Genomic DNA, 16,440 nt, shown 5'->3' on the forward strand with positions numbered 1-16,440 from the left:
TCAACGGCAGCACCCGCTTGGGTTTCATCACGAGGAGGGCTGCCCATGTTGTTTCCGTCATCACGTCGCCGGTCGGAGCCCCTCTTGGGGCTGGATCTGCAGCCCGATGCGGTCAGGCTGGTTGGGTTGGGCCAGACCCGCCAAGGGCAGCCGACGCTGGAGCATTGCGGCTGCGAGCCCCTGTCGCCCGCCTGGATGGTGGACGGCCGCATCGACGACTTCACGGCGGTGACCCAGGCCGTCTCTCGCCTGCTGCGCCGTGCGCGCCCGCGCACCGACAGAGTGGCCCTGGCCTTGCCCGAGGCCGCGGTCATCACCCGGCGCATCACGCTGCCCATCACGCTGCCCCAAGCGCCGAGCCGTGACGCCCTGGACGCCAGGGTGCGGGCGGAGGCCGAGCAACTCCTTCCTTTCCCCCTGCAAGAGGTCTACCTCGACTACGGCGTGGTGGCGCGGCGCGCCGTGGCCGATGCGGGGGCCTCTGTTCAGCCGACGCAAGTGTGCGCGCCGCTGTCCAGCGCCGTCGATGTGCTCCTCGTGGCCGCGCGGCGCGAGCGCGTGCGCGATTTGCAGGCCCTGGCCGAGGCCGTCGGTCTGGAGCCCGTGGCCGTGGACGTGGCCACGTTCGCGGCGCGTCGCGGCATGCTGCATCTGCTGTCGCGCTCCGCGCGGGCCCAGGTTCCGCCCCAGGCTCGGCCCGCTGCGGGAACACCACCGGCCAGGGCGGTGCTCGAGCTGCGCGCGGACCGCATGGGCTGGTGGCTGGTGCGCGGTGACCAGATCGTCGAAGAGGGCGAGCGTGTCGGCCATCCCGGCGCGGGCCCGGGGCGGCCTGGCGACCTCGATCCTGCGCTGGCGGTGGTGAGTGATTTGGCGCAGGCGCTGTCCCGCGCGTGGAATGTTCAAGGCCAGAGTTCGGGCGACGGCGAGTTTCACCACGCGCTGGGCAGCGGCGCTGTGGGCCTTGAAGCCGTTTGGTTGACGGGGGAGCCCCAGGCCTGCGCAGCTTGGGCCGAGCCCCTGTCTCGTCTGCTGGCGTGTCCCTGCCGGGTGGCGAATCCCTTCGAGGGCATGCCGCATCGGCGCCAGCCGCCTTGGCGCATCGTGCGCCGGTCGCGCAAGGGGGTCGAGGGGCGCGAGTCGGAATCGGCCGCGCCAGAGACGGGCGCTGCCTGGGCGTATTTGCAAGCCTGCGGCTTGGCCCTGCGCCAGTTTCAGCCATGACCGTCACGATCAATTTGCTGCCGCGCCTGCACGGCCTGCACCCGCGAGCACGGGCTGCTTTCAGAAGGGCGGTGGTCCTGGCTTTCGCCACGGGCTGGGTCATCGCGGGGCTGCTGCACCTGCACTGGCGCGAGCGCCTGGCCGCGCAGCGCGCGCTCAACGACCTGCTCGCGCGCGAGATCGCGCAACTCCAACAGCCACTCCAGGGCCTGCCGGGGCTGCGCGCGGAAATCGACGCGTGGGCCGAGTTGCAGACCCAGCGCTTGCGCGCCGCCCGCGTGCTGAGTGCCCTGCCCAGTGCCTTGCCCGATCAAGTGCACCTCAAGGGCTTGACCCTCGAAGCCGACCTGGTGACCTTGCGCGGCGCGGCCCGCTCCGATCAGGATCTGTCCGGGCTGCTGCGCCACCTGGCCCAGCCACGGTCTGGATTCCAGCAGGCCGAGCTGGTGGAGTTGCTGGGCGCGCCGATGCCGCTGTCCGTGCCCGGCACCGAACCGCTCCGTGCCGAGGCGACCTCCAGCGATGCCGACATGCGGGCGCAAACCCTGCAATTCACCGTCCGTGCCCGTCTCGCGGCGCCTTCCGTCGAGGACGCCACGGCCGTCTCCGAGCGGGGACTGGGTGCGAATCTGGAGTTCGCACCATGAGCGCCGCAGCACGGGCCTGGTCCACCACGCCCGCCGAATGGCCCCGCGCCGCGCGTTGGAGTCTGTTGGCCTTGATCGCCGCGCTGCCGCTCGTGCTGCCCGCCTGTCTGGGTCTGAACGACGACGCACGGGCATGGCATCAACTGCAGGCCCAGGCCCGGCAGGCGCGCGAGGACTACCGCGGCGGGCTCGCACGCCAGCAGGCCATGGACTTGGCGCGTGAGCGCCGGGACGCCTTGGGGCGTGCGCTGTGGTCCCGGCGGCCGGGTGAGGGCTCGCCCATGCCGGAGCAGGGCTGGACGGAATCCTTGTTGCGCGACATCCATCGCACCGGTGAGGGCCGGGCCGTGCGTTTCGAGCTGTTCAGGCCGGGGCCACCGGCCACGCGGCCACACCACGTGGAGTTGCCGTTCACGCTGCGTGTCGTGGGCAGCTACCGCGACCTCACGGCGTTTGCGGCCGCGCTGGCGGCTTTGAACCCAGCGGTCGTGGTCGATCGCCTGACCTTGGTCGCGCGACCCAGCGCGGGGCCGACGGGTGACACGGGCTCCGAGGCAGGTGGACTGTTGGCCATGGATGTGGCGGCCCGCGCCTTGCGCATGCCCCAGGGCCACAAGCCTGTGGTGCCCGACGCGCGCACCCCAACCTCCTTGGAGACCCGGCGATGAAACCTTGCACGCCACCCCCACCGCCACCTCCACCGTTGAGCCTGCCACCACGCCCCAAACGCCCGCGTGCTGCATGGGTGGCGGCCCGCACCACGTGGGCTCCCGCAGGGACTCCCATGCAGGCGTCGACCTGGCTTTGGGCCCTGGCCTGCGCCTCGGTGCTGGCGGCTTGCGCACCCACCGAACCCACTCAACCCGCCGACCCAGCCGCCTTGCGCGAGTGGATGGCCGAGCAGCGATTGCAGTTCAACGCGCGCAACGCGCGATCAGCCGCAGCCGCGGCTGGGGCTGGGACTGTGCCCACCGCCTTGCCCGCCATTGAGCCTGTGGCTGCTGGGCGCGGCGTGTTCGCCGATCCCTTCGATGCACGTCGTCTTTCCGGTCTGCCGCCCGCCCCAGGCCAGCGGCCCGAGCGCGCCGATCCACCGCTGCTGGCCCATCCTCTCTCAGCCCTGCGGATGGTGGGCAGTCTGCGCCGGGGCGACGAGGTCGTCGCGTTGGTGCAGGCCGATGTGCAGATTTATCAGGTCCCGGTGGGGGCGTTCCTGGGCAAGAACCAAGCCCAGGTGTTGCGCATCACCGAGGAGGGCATCACCTTGCAAGAACCGCCGCGCGGGCTGCCGGGCCAGTCCCCGGCCCGCACCGTCACCTTGCCCTTGCAGGGGCGTTGAACCATGAAGACCTTGATGTTGCCAGCGCAGCCCGCCGACCTCATGCACCTGATCCGTCGCGGCTGCGGAGGTCTCCTTCTTCTTCTCCTCCTCGTCGCCGCGAGCGGCCTCGCGCCCGCCCGCGCAACGGCCATCGACGAGGTGCCGCCAGTGGGCGAGCCGACCACGGCGCAGGCGCAGCCCAGGGTCGAAGTCCTGCCCCGCGCTGCCTCGCTCGACGAGACGGCGGCGCAGTCGCGCTACAGCGGGCAGAAGTTGACGCTCAACTTTCAGAACATCGACATCCGTGCCCTGTTGCAGGTGATCGCCGACTTCAGTGGCTTCAACGTGGTCACGTCCGACAAGGTCAGCGGCAACGTCACCTTGCGCCTGCGCGATGTGCCGTGGGATCAGGCCCTGGACATCCTGCTGCAGTCCAAGGGGCTGGACCAGCGCCGCGAGGGCAATGTGCTGTGGGTCGCGCCCCGGCAGGAGATCGCGGCCCGCGAGCGGCAAGACAGCGAGGCCCGTGCCGCGCAGGAAGGACTGGAGCCCCTGCGCACGCGCAGCTTTCAGCTCAACTACGCCAAGGCCGCCGACGTGGCTCAGCAACTCGGCGGCGCGGGCGCCGTGGGGGGCTCGGCTGGCGCCGCGGCCGCCGCGCGCATCCTCAGCCCGCGCGGCAGCGCGATCGCCGAGTCGCGCACCAACCAGCTCTTCGTGACCGACATCCACGCGCGCATGGAAGCCGTTCGCGCCCTGATCGCGAAAATCGACGTACCGGTGCGCCAGGTGCTGATCGAGGCGCGCATCGTCGAAGCCTCGGACACCTTCAGCCGTTCCTTGGGGGCCCGCCTGGGCGGCGCGGGCGGCCGATCGCCTTCGGGGGGCGCGGGGGCGGGGGCGGGTTTCGGCGGCAGCTACAGCGCCACGGCGGCGGGCGCCGGGGGCGGCTCCTTCGTCAACCTGCCCTCGCCGGGCCTGGGCGGTCAGCCCGCCGGGGTCTTCGCCGTGTCCATCTTTGGCGAAAGCGCCGCGCGTTTCCTCAACCTCGAAATCTCCGCGCTCGAGGCGGATGGCAAGGGCAAGGTGGTCTCCAGCCCGCGCGTGGTCACGGCGGACAAGGTCAAGGCCCTGATCGAGCAGGGCACCGAGCTGCCCTACCAAGTCTCGACCTCCAGCGGCGCAACCTCCATTTCCTTCCGCAAGGCCAACCTGATGCTCGAAGTCACGCCGCAGATCACGCCCGAGGGCAATGTGATCCTGGAGGTGGACGTGAGCAAGGATTCGGTGGGTCAGGACACCCAGGCCGGCTTCGCCATCGACACCAAGCACGTGAAGACCCAGGTTCTGGTGGAAAATGGCGGCACGGTCGTCATCGGCGGCATTTACACGCAGGAAGAGCGCGAAACCGTGACCAAGATTCCCTTCCTGGGGGACTTGCCCGGCCTGGGTGCGTTGTTCCGCGCCAAGGAGACGCGCTCCGAGAAGCGGGAGATGCTGGTGTTCATCACCCCCAAGACCTTGACCGACTCCCTCCTTTCCACGCGCTGACCTTCCGTTTGCCCTGACTGTCTTGAATCCGGCTCCCTTGTTCATCAGCTTCGTCGGCATGCCCGGTTCGGGCAAGTCCACCGTCGGGCGCCATCTGGCGCGCCGCCTCAACGTGCCTTTCCGCGACTCCGACCCCGTGATCGAGCAGCGCATCGGCTGCTCCATCCGCGAATTCTTCGAGCGTGGGGGCGAGGGCGGTGGCGAGACGCGTTTCCGCGACATTGAGTCCGAGGTCATCGCCAGCCTTTGCCTCCAGGGCGGCGACCCAGGGGGGACGGGGGGCGTGTTGTCCACGGGCGGCGGCGCGGTGCTGCGCGAGGCCAATCGCCAGCACTTGCGCGCGCACGGCCACGTGGTGTACCTGCGCGCGACCGCCGAGGAACTGATGCGCCGCCTGCGGCGCGACACGCAACGCCCCTTGCTGCAGGTGGACGACCCGATGCAACGCCTGCGGGACCTGCTGGCCCAGCGCGACCCCCTCTACCGCGAAGTCGCGCACTTCATCGTCGACACGGGCCGGCCCTCGGTCGCCTCCCTGGTCAACATGATCGTCATGCAGTTGGAGCTGGCCGGCGTGATCCCGGCCCATGTCGCCTCCGTGCCCGCCGCCGACAAGGCGCTCTGAGCCACGCGGCGCGGCCAGGCCCCCGTGCCTGCGGCGGCCCTCGCGGGCCTTTTGGCGCTCGCGACCCTGGCCTCGTGCGCGGTGCGCGCGCGGTCCGTGCGCGGACCCGCCCCACGTAAACTAGCGGGATGTCTTCCATCTCTCCATCGACGCCGGTGTCGGCGCCCGCGTCCATCCGGCCCGTGTCCTACGACGTGTCCGAGTCCTCGGGGTTTCGGGACGGGTCCGCGCCGGCCGCCGAGGGCGACGGCACCTCGCCCCAGCAGGTGCGCATCGAGCTGCGCGAATCCGGGGCCGACCGCAGCTACCCCATCTTCATCGGCAGCGGGCTGCTGTCCTGGTCCGCCAGCTTCGCGGGCCTGCCCAAAGCCTCGCAGGCGCTGATCGTCAGCAACACGACGGTGGCGCCCCTGTACGCCGAGACCTTGAAGCAGGCTCTGCAAGCGCACCACGCCCAGGTGACGGTGCTGGAGCTGCCCGATGGCGAGGCGCACAAAGACTGGTCGACCCTGAACCTGATTTTCGACGCGCTGCTCAGCCAGGGTGCGGACCGCAAGACCGTGCTCTACGCCCTGGGCGGCGGCGTGGTGGGCGACATGACGGGTTTCGCCGCCGCCTGCTACATGCGCGGCGTGCCCTTTGTGCAGGTGCCCACGACCCTGCTGGCGCAGGTGGACTCTTCGGTGGGCGGCAAGACCGCCATCAACCACCCGCAGGGCAAGAACATGATCGGCGCCTTCTACCAGCCCAAGCGCGTGGTCTGTGACCTGGACCTGCTCAAGACCCTGCCCGCGCGCGAACTCAGCGCCGGCCTGGCCGAGGTCATCAAGTACGGCCCCATCTTCGACATGGCCCTGCTGGACTGGCTGGAACAGCACATGGACGCGCTGCGCGCGCTCGACACCGCGGCCCTGGCGCATGCCGTGCGCCGCAGCTGCGAAATCAAGGCCGAGGTGGTGGGCCAGGACGAACGCGAAAGCGGCCTGCGCGCCATCCTCAACTTCGGCCACACCTTTGGCCACGCCATCGAGGCGGGGCTGGGTTACGGCGCCTGGCTGCACGGCGAGGCCGTGGGCTGTGGCATGGTGATGGCCGCCACGCTCTCGCAGCGCCTGGGCCTGGTGGACGCGGCTTTCGTCGCGCGCCTCAAGCGCCTGATCGAGCGCGCGGGCCTGCCCGTCGTGGCCCCGGTGCTGGACAAGCAGGACAACGCGGGCCGTTACCTCAACCTGATGCGCCTGGACAAGAAAGCCGAGGCGGGTGAAATCAAGTTCGTGGTCATCGAACGACCCGGCCAGGCCGCGCTGCGCGGCGCGCCCGACGCCCTGGTGCGCGAGGTGATCGATGCCTGCGCGGCGGCTTGAATGTCGGCTGACGTGGCAGTTGACGCCGCGCTCACCGCTCCCGTCCATGCGGAACCCGGCACAACCATGACGCACACCCTCGCCGCGTGGGCCAGCGACCCCGCGCGCAGCCGGGGCCGACGCCACCCGCAGGCCCCGGCGCCCACGCGCAACGAACACCAGCGCGACCGCGACCGCATCGTCCACTCCACGGCCTTTCGCCGCCTGGTCTACAAGACCCAGGTCTTCCTCAACCACGAGGGCGACCTGTTCCGCACGCGCATGACGCACTCGCTGGAGGTCGCCCAGCTCGGCCGCTCCATCGCCCGCGCCCTGGCCTTGAACGAAGACCTGGTGGAAGCCATCGCGCTCGCGCATGACCTGGGCCACACGCCCTTTGGCCACACCGGGCAAGACGCGCTCAACGAGGCCCTGCGTGAACATGGCGGCTTTGAGCACAACCTGCAAAGCCTGCGCGTGGTGGACGCGCTGGAAGAACGCTACCCCGACTTCGATGGCCTGAACCTGACCTTCGAAACCCGCGAAGGCATCCTCAAGCATTGCTCGCGCGCCAACGCCGTGGCGCTGGAAGCGGCCGAGCCCGGCGGCGTGGCGCGGCGCTTTCTGGACCGCACCCAGCCCAGCCTGGAGGCGCAGCTGTGCAACCTGGCCGACGAGATCGCCTACAACGCGCACGACATCGACGACGGCGTGCGCTCCGGCCTGATCACGCTGGAGCAGCTCGAAGCCGTGCCCCTGTTCGATACCTACCGGCGTGAGGTGCTGCGCGAGTATCCCGATCTGGCCGCGCCGCGCGCCGGCCGCCGCCTGCTGTACGAAAGCATCCGCCGCATGCTCAGCGCCCAGGTCTACGACGTGATCGCCGCGACCCAGGCCCGCCTGGACCACAGCCGCCCGGCCAGTGCCGACGAGGTGCGCCGCCTGCCGCCGCAACTGGGCTTCAGCCCGGCCATGCGCGAGCAGTCCATCGCGCTCAAGCAGTTCCTGTTCCAGAACCTCTACCGCCATCCGCAGGTCACGCAGACCATGGCCCTGGCGCGTCAGGTCATCCAGGAGCTGTACGCCTGCTACTGCGCCGCGCCGCAAGAGATGCAGCAGGGCTACGCCGACAAGGCGGCCCAGGCCGAGGGCCCGCAGCGTGTGGTGGCCGACTACATCGCCGGCATGACCGACCGCTACGCCAGCCGCGAACATGGCCGCCTGACGGGCCGCACACTGTGGGAATGACGCGCATGCCGAAGACCGACGGGGCTCAAACGGCCCAGACGACCCCAATGGATAAGACCGCTAAGACCGCTAAGACCGCTAAGACAGCAAATGCGGCCCGCACCTCGGCGGTGACCTGGGTGGTCATCGTCGCGGGCGTGGCCGCGGCCCTGCACGTGGGCAAGCTGCCGCCCGCCATCCCCGTGCTGCGCGAGGCGCTGGACTTGACCCTGGTGCAGGCCGGTTTCATGCTCGCCCTCGTGCAACTCGCGGGCATGCTGCTGGGCGTGGTCGCGGGCCTGCTGGCCGATGGCATGGGACTGCGCCGCGGCATGATCGTCGGCTTGGTGCTGCTGGGCATCAGCAGCGCGGCCGGGGGCCTGGCCCAGGACGCGACGGCCTTGCTGCTGCTGCGCGCGCTGGAAGGCTGTGGCGTGCTGATGGCCACCATGCCCGGGCCGGGTCTGATCCGGCGCATCGTGAGTCTGGAAGCTGGGGCCGCGGGTCCGTCCCCGGGCCGCTTGAACGCCGCGCTGAGTTTGTGGAGCATGTACATGCCCGCGGGCACGGCGCTGTCCTTGCTGGTCACGCCCTGGATCATCGGCCTCGTGGGCTGGGCCGCATGCTGGTGGGTCTTGGCCGCGCTGGCCCTGCTGGCCGCCGCGCTGGTGGCGCGGGCGTTGCCGCAGGACGCCTCGCGCACCGGTCCGCACCGGGCCGATCAGTCCGCTGAGTCCGCTAAGTCCGAGCAGTCTTCTAAGTCCGCTAAGACTGCGAAGTCCGTTCAGTTCGCCAAGTCGGATCACTGGACGGCGCGCCTGCGCCAGACCCTCGGCGCCCTCGGCCCCTGGCTGCTGGCCCTGACCTTCGGCGTCTACGCCGCGCAGTGGTTGGCGGTGGTCGGCTTCCTGCCCTCGGCCTACGCGCAGGCCGGTATCTCGGTGCAATGGGCGGGTCTGCTCACGGCGGGCGTGGCGCTCATCAACATCGTGGGCAATGTCGGCGCGGGCCGTCTGCTGCAAGCCCATGTGCCCGCGCGCACCGTGCTGGGCACGGGCTTTGGCGTGATGGCCGTGTCGGCTTTCGTGGCCTTCGCCGATTGGCCGCACTGGCTGAGCCTGGAGTCGTCCACGGTGACTGGCGTGTCGCGTTACGTCGCGGTGCTGCTGTTCTCCGCCGTGGGGGGGGTCATCCCCGGCACGCTGTTCGCGCTGTCGGTGCGCCTGGCGCCCAGCGAGCGCACCGTGGGGGCCACGGTGGGCTGGATGCAGCAGGGCTCGTCCGCGGGCCAGGTGCTGTTGCCGCCCCTGGCGGGTTGGCTGGCCCAGCGCGTGGGCGGCTGGCACTGGACCTGGGCCTTGACCGGCGCCTGCGCCCTCGCGGGGCTGGTGTTGACCTGGGCCATTGGGCGCCAATTGCAGCGGCAAGTGAGTCGACCATCGGGCCCATCGGTGCGCCAACCTTCGGAGCAAGGCGCATGAGGCTGCCCGCCGACGATCCGCGCCACGTCGCCGTGCAGGCCGACCTGCGGCACTGGCTGGAACAGGCCGTGATCGGCCTCAACCTGTGCCCCTTCGCCAAGGGCGTGCACGTGAAGGGACAGATCCACTGGGTGGTCAGCGACGCACGTGATGGCGATGCGCTGCGTGAAGACTTGCGCGCCGAACTCCTGGCCTTGGCCGAGAGTGACCCGGAGCAGCGCGACACCACGGTACTGGCCGCGCCCTGGTGCCTCGCGGATTTTCTGGACTTCAACGATTTCCTGGACGAGGCCGACGCCGTGCTCGAAGCGCTGGAACTGGACGGCACCTTGCAGATCGCCAACTTCCACCCGCACTACCAGTTCGCGGGCACCGTCGACGACGACGTGAGCAACAACAGCAACCGCGCGCCGTACCCCGTGCTGCACCTGCTGCGCGAAAGCAGCATCGACCGCGCGGTGGCCGCTTACCCCGAGGCCGAGATGATTTACGAGCGCAACATCGAAGCCCTGGAGCGCCTGGGCGCGGCGGGGTGGGCCGCATTGAACATCCGCCGCAGCGTGGGGGAGTGAGCATGAACGCCGCCATGAAACAACAGACCCGCCACGCCAAGACGGACAAAAACGCCAAGACAGGCAAGGCCGCCCAACCGTCGGTCGCCGACGACCTGGGCCTGCGCCCCGGCCAGTCCCTGGAACTGCTGCAAGAACTGCACATCCTTACCCGCGAAGGCCGCCTCAACCAGGACAGCCGCCGCAAGCTCAAGCAGGTGCTGCACCTGTTCCAGTTCATCGAAGCACTGTTGAAGGAACTGCCGCCCGGCACGGCGCCCACCCTGGCCGACCACGGCGCGGGCAAGTCCTACCTGGGCTTCATCATTTACGACCTGTTCTTCAAGGCCCTGGACGCAGGGCAGATCTACGGCATCGAGACCCGTCCTGAGCTGGTGCAGAAATCGCGCGAGCTGGCCGAGCGCCTGGGCTTCGCGCGCATGCGCTTCCTCAACCTCAGCGTGGCCGAGTCCGAGCGCGCGACCGAGCTGCCCGCGCGCATCGACGTGGTCACGGCCTTGCACGCCTGCGACACCGCCACCGACGACGCCATCGCCTTTGGCCTGGCCAAGCAGGCCCGCTTCATGGCCCTGGTGCCCTGCTGCCAGGCCGAGGTGGCGGGCGTGCTGCGCGGCGGCAAGGCCCTGGCCCTGGCGCGCACGCCGCTGGCCGAGCTGTGGCGGCATCCGCTGCACACGCGCGAGTTCGGCAGCCAGATCACCAACGTGCTGCGCTGCCTCTACCTCGAAGCCATGGGCTACCAGGTGACGGTGACCGAGCTGGTGGGCTGGGAGCACAGTATGAAGAACGAACTGATCCTGGCGCGCTACACCGGCCAGAAGAAGCGCAGCGCCGCCGAGCGCCTGCGCGCCATGCTGGGCGAATTCGGCCTGGAATCCCTGCTGCCCGTGCGCTACGCGCGCCTCGGCCTGGTTCAAGGTGCGGACGCCAGTTCAGACTCGGGCTCAGACCCCAGCCCGGCCTCCGCCTGAAGCGGCACGTCCAAGCCAACCCAGCGCACCACCAGCAAGGCCTTCCCCCATGGCACGCCTGCCCCGCCTCAGCGTCGCCGGTCATGCACACCACGTGGTGCAGCGGGGCAACGACGGCCAGGCCATCTTCCGCGACGAGGTGGACCGGCGGCAGATGCTGCAACTGCTGGAGACGCAGGCGCGTGAACACCGCGTCGCCCTGCACGCCTACGTGCTGATGGACAACCATGTGCACCTGCTGCTCACCCCCGCCACGGCCGAGGGCCTGCCCAAGATGATGCAGGCCGTGGGCCGCCGTTACGTGCGCTGGTTCAACGACCGCCATGGCCGCAGCGGAACGCTGTGGGAAGGGCGCTACCGCGCTACCGTGATCGAGGCCGAGCGCCACCTGCTGCCCTGCATGGCCTACATCGACCTCAACCCCGTGCGCGCCGGCCTGGTGGCCCAGGCCGCGGACTACCCCTGGTCCAGCCACACGCACTACATCGGCCAGCGCGCCGACCGCCTCGTCACGCCCCACGCCCTCTACTGGGCCCTGGGCAACACCCCCTTCGCCCGCGAAGCCGCCTACACCCGCCTCGTCGCCGAGGGCCTGACTCAGCAACAGCAAGAGGCCCTGACCGACTCCGCCTTCAAGGGCTGGGCCCTGGGCGGGCCGGAATTCATGGCTGCGCTGCAGAAGCAAACGGCGCGGCGGCTGAGCAAGGGGAAGGCGGGGAGGCCGGCGGGGCGGGGGGCGGGTTAGACGTTGCTTGCATAGCCCGCACACCGATCGCACAAGCCAAGTTAGTCAAGGTCTTGAACAGGAAACATCTCCTCAAATCTGACCTTTGGGATATTTGAGGGCGTATCAGACTTGCGCCCGTACTGCTGGCATGCGGCGCATTGTGTGATCCACTTTCTGGCCCTCGTGTCTGCAAGGAACCAGTCTTGTGTCTTCGTTTCTGTCCGCATGTCGACGTTTAACGCGAAGATGACCGAACCACAACACGTTGCGGCGAAGCCGCCTTCTGTTGTTGTGGGTCCGTGTCGATTGGCATGTTAGAGCGGATGCTGACGGAGTAGTGATCCATCGGGATTGATCGCCTCCTCGTCACGCCTCGTCGGGTAGTACTTCATTTTCGAGTCAAGCTGATAGAACAGCAGGCCATGAATTCCCATTGCGTCTTTCTTTGGAATTCGGCGTGTCCAAATCTGCTTGAAAGCACGCCCCAACTCTTCGGCCCGCCCCCTGTCCCAGACTTCGTCAATGAAGGCCACGTCCTGGCCGTCCGGAAAAATCAGCGAGAACTCTTCGTCCGTCGCTTGGAAGATGTCATAAACGGAATTGTCTGCCCCGTCGATAACCTGGATGTTTTTCATGCGCTCTGACGTTTGAGGTAAGCGGATGCCGCAGGCAATCCGCGCTTGACTGAAATGTTAGAGCTCATGCCGCACTCCTGCGTGTATGTCGAGCCCGAGCATCATCGGCGGAAACACGTGTCTAAGCGTCAAGGTCGCACCGGAGCTTAGTACCAAATCAAGTGCAGATACTGCACCTTCACCCATCGAATCCCATGCTCTTACATCGGAGATAGTCGCGGGCAAAAGGCCCTCAACTTCGACAGGTGTGGCAACAGCGTATTCACAACCGTCCGACCACTTTTGAACTCCAGGCGACTCAGGCCAAACGACTATTTCAATCCCTAAGGCTGGATACTGGCCTGGGAGTGGCACCTCACAAGGACGCACTTGAACGCAGGGCGAGTCCGCAAGTTCTAGGTTTGCAGCATAAGTGGCGATCTGGGGAGTGGAAGCATCGACCCAGGCCGGGTGCGTCCCGACGCTAAGAAGCTTCAGCGAAAGTAGCTGCTGACCAGCGAGGCGCTCGTATTTCATGAGCTCTAACGTTGGAGGCAACTGGACCACAACAGATGCGGCGAAGCCGCAGCCTTCAGTTGTGGGTCCGTGTTGGCCGACCTGTTAAAACTAAAGCTGCGACCATGACCGCATGAGATGTTGGTGCTAAAACGCATCTTCACTTCCCGCCAGTGACTGAAAGTTCCAGTGCATCGACCGTTCGATCCACAAAAAGTCGTGTTCCATCCGTGAATTCCAACAAGACCTCAGTCGGTCTATTGCGGATCACCTTCGCAATCACTTTTCCACGCAGCATTTCCGATGCGCGTTCCGCTTCATCTTCGAGCTGAGTAACTTCGCTTGGCATGAGTTTTAACGTGATATCGACCGCAAAAGTGCGGAATAACATGGACTAATGTACATCCTGATGCCTCCCGAATTGCGAGCTAAGTGCTTGTATTGTTTGGAGAATTCAGATGAATATAACGTGGCGTTGCGTCCGAGACAAACCCTGAAACCTCGCAAAACTGCGAAATAACATTACCGCCACTCGTCGACTCGCGAGGTCGAGACAAGCCCTCTTCATTGGGACTCCGGGTCACGCAAAAAACGGACCGCGTTCAAAGTAGGGAAGCAGCTTCTAGAGCCCGCCCTCGTCTGCTCGCCACACCCCATAAGCCCGCAGCGCCGCCTCAATCTGCATAGCCTCGCTGGTTTCCAACGGGTACAGCCGATAACTGGGCGCCACGATGGGTTCCACCTTTGTCGCGCGCACCACGAACACGCTGTGGATGGGAAAGCGCTCGCCAGCCATCGCGCGCAGGGGATCGGCCCAGCGGGCGTAGTCGGCGTCGGAGGGCTGGGCCTCCGTGGCGAGGCCGAGCACCTTGTACCCCTTCTGGGCGAACACGTCGATGAAGCTGAGGCACACCTTGGCGTTGGCGCGGATGTTCCGGGCCGAGCCTGGCGAGGCGATGTTCGCCACGACGATGTGCTCGCTGTCCAGAACAGCGAATATCTCCTTGGGCGAGACGTTGGGTTGACCGGATGCGTCCACCGTGGCGAGCCAGCAGAGCACGCTGCGTTGCGCCATGGCCTGGATGTCGGGACCGAGGAGTTGCTTCATATCGGCTCTGGTTGTTTGCGCTCAGTCTAGCTAGACTGGCGCGACCAACCGAACGACCACCGACGCCCCACCATGTGCCGCAACATCAAGACGCTCTTCAACTTTGAGCCTCCGGCGACCGAGCTGGAGATACGCGACGCCTCGCTGCAGTTCGTGCGCAAGCTCAGCGGCTTCTCGGTGCCTTCGCGCGCCAACGAGGCGGCGTTCAATCAGGCGGTGGAAGAGGTCGCGGCCACGGCGCGCAGGCTGATGGCCAGCCTGGTTACCCACGCGGAGCCCCGCAATCGGGAGGTGGAGGCGCTCAAGGCCAAGGAAAGGTCGGCCAAGCGTTTTGGCACGGACGCCTTGTCCTGACGCCGATCCTGCGGGCCTGCTCGCCCCCGTCCTCGCCCACGCCCACGCCCAACCCCACGCAGGCCGCGTCCGCAGCCGCCCGGCTCACACCTCGTTCGGAATCAGCGTGAACAGATCCGTCACGCCCACATCCACGCCCGCCTGGAACAGCAGGGTGCTGGCCTGGCCGCGGTGGTGGGTCTGGTGGTTGAAGAAGTGCTGGAGCAGGGCGCCGACGTTGCGGGCCTGTGGCTTGCCCGAGGTGTTGGCGTAACGCAGGGTCTCGGCCAGGTGCGCGGGTGTGAGTTGCTGGGCGAACTGGAGGATCACGGCGTCGAGCCGCGTGCGGTAGTCCCACAGTTCCGCGAAGGATGCCGCCATGGGCTCGCGCAGCGAGGTCGGCTTCGGAAAGCCCTGCATCGCTTCTTGCAGCCCGCCCAGTGCCGGGTGCTGCGCGAAACGCTGCAGCCAGATGGTGTCGGCCACGGCGAGGTGGTTCAGCGTTTCGTAAAGCGATCCGAAGAAGGCGCCGCGGTCTTGCCGCAGTTGCGCATCGCTCAACTGGCCGGCGGCCTCGTAGAGCTTGGTGTTCATCCAGCGGTTGTAGTCCGCCATCAGGGTGCAGGAAGCAGGGGTCATGGTCAGGGCAGGGGCGTAGCTTGGACTGAGCGTGGGCTGAGCAGGGAGGAGGCTACGCCATTGTGGGGGCGGCGTCCGCCAGATGGGGCAGCAGTTTCTGCTGCCCGGTGGGTGTCAGCTCGATGGCGCGCCCCGTGCCGCGCCGCAGCCAGCCGCGGTTCAGAAAATGCTGCAGCAATTCGTCCGCGAGCTGACCGGCCAGATGGTCACGGCGTTCGGACCAATCGAGGCAACGGTAGGCGTAACGGCGTTTGCGCGTGGGTTCGGGCGGGGTGAATCCCAGTTCGGCCAGCCAGGCGCGGCCCGCTACGCTGAGTTCAAAACCCTCGGGGTGGGTGCGCAGGCCCTCGCCTCGCAGCAGGCTGTCGAACAGGCGCACGCCCAGGGCGCCGGCCAGGTGGCCGTAGCAGCAGCGCGCCTGGCGCAGCCGTTCGCGTTCGGGGCGGGCCCATTCACGTTCATGCACGTCCCGTTCGGCGACCAAGGCCAGCGATTCAAGCGCGTGCGCCACCTCGGCGTCGGCCAGCCGGTAGTAGCGGTGCCGCCCGCGCTGTTCGCAGACGATGAACTGCGCTTCCAGCATCTTGCCCAGGTGCCCGCTGGCCGTGGCCGGTGTCACCGAGGCGGCCCGTGCCAGTTCACCCGCGCTGGCGTAGTCGCCCGAGAGCAGGTAGGCCAGCATGCGCGAGCGCGCCGGGTCGGCCACGACGGCCGCCACCCGGGCCAGGCGCGGCTCGTGCGGTGAGGATGACGGTGCGGACGCGCGGGACGGTGATGGGGGCATGGCCTTCAGACCAGGGCTTGCAGGGAATCGCTGGGCGCATTGTCGCGGTCGCGCAGGCCGTAGTCACGCAGCACGGCCGCCACGCGCAGCCGGTAGTCGGCGAACAGCGCGCTGCGGCCCGCCTGCTGCGCCGCGCGGTGTTGCGTCTGCTGGCGCCAGGCGCGCACGGCGTCCTCGTCGCGCCAGAAGCTGAGCGAGAGGTAACGGCCGGGGCGCGACAGGCTCTGGAAGCGTTCGACGGAGAGGAAGCCATCGATGCCCTCCAGCAGGGGCCGCAGCTGCGCGGCCGTGTCGAAGTAGGCCGCTTCGGCGCCAGGCTTGGCTTCCAGTTCGAACAGCACGGCGATCATGGGCGCACCTGCCGTGGCTGGTTCAGCGTGCTGGCCACGTCGTCCAGCCAGGTGCGTTCCTCGCGCAGGATGAAGCGCTGCGTCTGCGCCAGCTCGAAGTTGGCCCGTCCTTCCGCGTCTTGCCGCAGCACCGCGCGGTAACGCTCGTAGGCCGCCAGGTCGTCGAAGCCGATCAGGCCCCAGGCGATGTCGTTCGTGCCCTCGTGCGGCAGAAAGTAACCCAGCAAATTGCCGCCGCAGCGCGGGATGATGCGGCCCCAGGCCTCGGCGTAGCGCTGGAAGGCGGCGCGCTGGAACGGGTCGATCTGGTAGCGGATGAAACAGGTGAGGGACATGGTGCTGGGGCTCCTGAAGTAAGAGCAGGCATTCTGGAAGCCGCCACGCGGGGGATGTTTCGGTGCAGGCCG

19 protein-coding genes and 1 pseudogene are annotated in these 16,440 nt (G+C 68.0%); 13 read left to right on the forward strand and 7 right to left on the reverse strand.

Going from position 1 to position 16,440, the window contains the following annotated elements; all coding sequences use genetic code 11:
- Nucleotides 1-45 precede the first annotated feature (45 nt).
- From pilM to HGR_RS06230, 12 genes and pseudogenes are all read left to right on the forward strand, one after another.
- Nucleotides 46-1,224, forward strand: a complete 1,179-nt coding sequence (gene pilM, locus HGR_RS16780) for a pilus assembly protein PilM (RefSeq protein WP_169312679.1) — start codon at nt 46-48, stop codon at nt 1,222-1,224.
- Nucleotides 1,221-1,871, forward strand: a complete 651-nt coding sequence (locus HGR_RS06180; RefSeq protein WP_006297294.1) for a PilN domain-containing protein — start codon at nt 1,221-1,223, stop codon at nt 1,869-1,871. The genes pilM and HGR_RS06180 overlap by 4 nt, the downstream gene beginning before the upstream one ends.
- Complete coding sequence (gene pilO, locus HGR_RS06185; protein ID WP_006297295.1) at nt 1,868-2,539, forward strand: type 4a pilus biogenesis protein PilO; 672 nt, start codon at nt 1,868-1,870, stop codon at nt 2,537-2,539. The genes HGR_RS06180 and pilO overlap by 4 nt, the downstream gene beginning before the upstream one ends.
- A 116-nt stretch (nt 2,540-2,655) precedes the next feature.
- A complete protein-coding gene (locus HGR_RS16785; protein WP_006297296.1) occupies nt 2,656-3,210 on the forward strand; it encodes a pilus assembly protein PilP in 555 nt (184 codons plus the stop codon).
- Nucleotides 3,211-3,366: 156 nt separating this feature from the next.
- Nucleotides 3,367-4,743 (forward strand): annotated as a pseudogene (locus HGR_RS06195) (type IV pilus secretin PilQ); the annotation flags it as partial.
- Nucleotides 4,744-4,780: 37 nt separating this feature from the next.
- A complete protein-coding gene (locus tag HGR_RS06200; RefSeq protein ID WP_006297298.1) occupies nt 4,781-5,368 on the forward strand; it encodes a shikimate kinase in 588 nt (195 codons plus the stop codon).
- Between the two features lie 128 nt (nt 5,369-5,496).
- Nucleotides 5,497-6,732, forward strand: a complete 1,236-nt coding sequence (gene aroB / locus HGR_RS06205) for a 3-dehydroquinate synthase (RefSeq protein ID WP_006297299.1) — start codon at nt 5,497-5,499, stop codon at nt 6,730-6,732.
- A 66-nt stretch (nt 6,733-6,798) separates the two neighbouring features.
- Nucleotides 6,799-7,959 carry a deoxyguanosinetriphosphate triphosphohydrolase gene (locus HGR_RS06210; protein WP_039852666.1) on the forward strand — a complete coding sequence of 387 codons (1,161 nt, stop codon included), beginning with the start codon at nt 6,799-6,801 and terminating at the stop codon, nt 7,957-7,959.
- 47 nt (nt 7,960-8,006) lie between these two features.
- Nucleotides 8,007-9,419, forward strand: a complete 1,413-nt coding sequence (locus HGR_RS06215; protein WP_081463453.1) for an MFS transporter — start codon at nt 8,007-8,009, stop codon at nt 9,417-9,419.
- On the forward strand, nt 9,416-9,991 hold the full coding sequence (locus tag HGR_RS06220; protein WP_006297302.1) for a DUF1415 domain-containing protein: 576 nt from the start codon (nt 9,416-9,418) through the stop codon (nt 9,989-9,991). The genes HGR_RS06215 and HGR_RS06220 overlap by 4 nt, the downstream gene beginning before the upstream one ends.
- Before the next feature lie 14 nt (nt 9,992-10,005).
- A complete protein-coding gene (locus HGR_RS06225) occupies nt 10,006-10,962 on the forward strand; it encodes a class I SAM-dependent methyltransferase (protein WP_006297303.1) in 957 nt (318 codons plus the stop codon).
- Between the two features lie 49 nt (nt 10,963-11,011).
- The gene (locus tag HGR_RS06230; protein WP_006297304.1) at nt 11,012-11,707 is read left to right on the forward strand and encodes an REP-associated tyrosine transposase; all 696 of its coding nucleotides are present in this window, start codon (nt 11,012-11,014) and stop codon (nt 11,705-11,707) included.
- Between the two features lie 296 nt (nt 11,708-12,003).
- Here the strand turns inward: HGR_RS06230 and HGR_RS06235 are convergent, their stop codons facing one another.
- The 3 genes from HGR_RS06235 to HGR_RS06240 all read right to left on the reverse strand — a co-directional run bounded on the left by HGR_RS06235 (nt 12,004) and on the right by HGR_RS06240 (nt 13,927).
- A complete protein-coding gene (locus HGR_RS06235; protein WP_006297305.1) occupies nt 12,004-12,324 on the reverse strand; it encodes a hypothetical protein in 321 nt (106 codons plus the stop codon).
- 655 nt (nt 12,325-12,979) lie between these two features.
- A complete protein-coding gene (locus HGR_RS17015; RefSeq protein ID WP_202796596.1) occupies nt 12,980-13,210 on the reverse strand; it encodes a hypothetical protein in 231 nt (76 codons plus the stop codon).
- Nucleotides 13,211-13,441: 231 nt separating this feature from the next.
- Entirely contained in the window at nt 13,442-13,927 is a 486-nt protein-coding gene (locus HGR_RS06240) for a pyridoxamine 5'-phosphate oxidase family protein (RefSeq protein ID WP_006297306.1), read from the reverse strand.
- A gap of 72 nt (nt 13,928-13,999) precedes the next feature.
- On the opposite strand from HGR_RS06240, the gene HGR_RS06245 reads away from it, so the two are divergent.
- The gene (locus HGR_RS06245; RefSeq protein WP_006297307.1) at nt 14,000-14,281 is read left to right on the forward strand and encodes a DUF2277 domain-containing protein; all 282 of its coding nucleotides are present in this window, start codon (nt 14,000-14,002) and stop codon (nt 14,279-14,281) included.
- An 84-nt stretch (nt 14,282-14,365) separates the two neighbouring features.
- Here the strand turns inward: HGR_RS06245 and HGR_RS06250 are convergent, their stop codons facing one another.
- The 4 genes from HGR_RS06250 to HGR_RS06265 are packed head-to-tail and all read right to left on the reverse strand — an operon-like array spanning nt 14,366 to nt 16,368.
- Nucleotides 14,366-14,899, reverse strand: a complete 534-nt coding sequence (locus HGR_RS06250; protein ID WP_039852642.1) for a DinB family protein — start codon at nt 14,897-14,899, stop codon at nt 14,366-14,368.
- A gap of 52 nt (nt 14,900-14,951) precedes the next feature.
- A complete protein-coding gene (locus HGR_RS06255; protein WP_081463454.1) occupies nt 14,952-15,683 on the reverse strand; it encodes an ArsR/SmtB family transcription factor in 732 nt (243 codons plus the stop codon).
- A 5-nt stretch (nt 15,684-15,688) separates the two neighbouring features.
- Nucleotides 15,689-16,033: an antibiotic biosynthesis monooxygenase family protein gene (locus HGR_RS06260; RefSeq protein ID WP_006297310.1), complete on the reverse strand. Its 345-nt coding sequence runs from the start codon at nt 16,031-16,033 to the stop codon at nt 15,689-15,691.
- Nucleotides 16,030-16,368 carry an NIPSNAP family protein gene (locus HGR_RS06265; RefSeq protein WP_006297311.1) on the reverse strand — a complete coding sequence of 113 codons (339 nt, stop codon included), beginning with the start codon at nt 16,366-16,368 and terminating at the stop codon, nt 16,030-16,032. Before HGR_RS06265 ends, HGR_RS06260 begins: the two co-directional genes overlap by 4 nt.
- Between the last annotated feature and the right edge of the window lie 72 nt (nt 16,369-16,440).

Origin of the sequence: Hylemonella gracilis ATCC 19624 (assembly GCF_000211835.1) — a bacterium.
Classification (GTDB): Bacteria; Pseudomonadota; Gammaproteobacteria; order Burkholderiales; family Burkholderiaceae_C; genus Hylemonella; species Hylemonella gracilis.

What these genes read in the sequence shown, in the direction of transcription:
- pilM (WP_169312679.1), top strand. Translation starts at nt 46, where the DNA reads ATGTTGTTTCCGTCATCACGTCGCCGGTCGGAGCCCCTCTTGGGGCTG.
- HGR_RS06180 (WP_006297294.1), top strand. Translation starts at nt 1,221, where the DNA reads ATGACCGTCACGATCAATTTGCTGCCGCGCCTGCACGGCCTGCACCCG.
- pilO (WP_006297295.1), top strand. Translation starts at nt 1,868, where the DNA reads ATGAGCGCCGCAGCACGGGCCTGGTCCACCACGCCCGCCGAATGGCCC.
- HGR_RS16785 (WP_006297296.1), top strand. Translation starts at nt 2,656, where the DNA reads ATGCAGGCGTCGACCTGGCTTTGGGCCCTGGCCTGCGCCTCGGTGCTG.
- aroB (WP_006297299.1), top strand. Translation starts at nt 5,497, where the DNA reads ATGTCTTCCATCTCTCCATCGACGCCGGTGTCGGCGCCCGCGTCCATC.
- HGR_RS06210 (WP_039852666.1), top strand. Translation starts at nt 6,799, where the DNA reads ATGACGCACACCCTCGCCGCGTGGGCCAGCGACCCCGCGCGCAGCCGG.
- HGR_RS06215 (WP_081463453.1), top strand. Translation starts at nt 8,007, where the DNA reads ATGGATAAGACCGCTAAGACCGCTAAGACCGCTAAGACAGCAAATGCG.
- HGR_RS06220 (WP_006297302.1), top strand. Translation starts at nt 9,416, where the DNA reads ATGAGGCTGCCCGCCGACGATCCGCGCCACGTCGCCGTGCAGGCCGAC.
- HGR_RS06225 (WP_006297303.1), top strand. Translation starts at nt 10,006, where the DNA reads ATGAAACAACAGACCCGCCACGCCAAGACGGACAAAAACGCCAAGACA.
- HGR_RS06230 (WP_006297304.1), top strand. Translation starts at nt 11,012, where the DNA reads ATGGCACGCCTGCCCCGCCTCAGCGTCGCCGGTCATGCACACCACGTG.
- HGR_RS06235 (WP_006297305.1), bottom strand. Translation starts at nt 12,324, where the DNA reads ATGAAAAACATCCAGGTTATCGACGGGGCAGACAATTCCGTTTATGAC.
- HGR_RS17015 (WP_202796596.1), bottom strand. Translation starts at nt 13,210, where the DNA reads ATGTTATTCCGCACTTTTGCGGTCGATATCACGTTAAAACTCATGCCA.
- HGR_RS06240 (WP_006297306.1), bottom strand. Translation starts at nt 13,927, where the DNA reads ATGAAGCAACTCCTCGGTCCCGACATCCAGGCCATGGCGCAACGCAGC.
- HGR_RS06245 (WP_006297307.1), top strand. Translation starts at nt 14,000, where the DNA reads ATGTGCCGCAACATCAAGACGCTCTTCAACTTTGAGCCTCCGGCGACC.
- HGR_RS06250 (WP_039852642.1), bottom strand. Translation starts at nt 14,899, where the DNA reads ATGACCCCTGCTTCCTGCACCCTGATGGCGGACTACAACCGCTGGATG.
- HGR_RS06255 (WP_081463454.1), bottom strand. Translation starts at nt 15,683, where the DNA reads ATGCCCCCATCACCGTCCCGCGCGTCCGCACCGTCATCCTCACCGCAC.
- HGR_RS06260 (WP_006297310.1), bottom strand. Translation starts at nt 16,033, where the DNA reads ATGATCGCCGTGCTGTTCGAACTGGAAGCCAAGCCTGGCGCCGAAGCG.
- HGR_RS06265 (WP_006297311.1), bottom strand. Translation starts at nt 16,368, where the DNA reads ATGTCCCTCACCTGTTTCATCCGCTACCAGATCGACCCGTTCCAGCGC.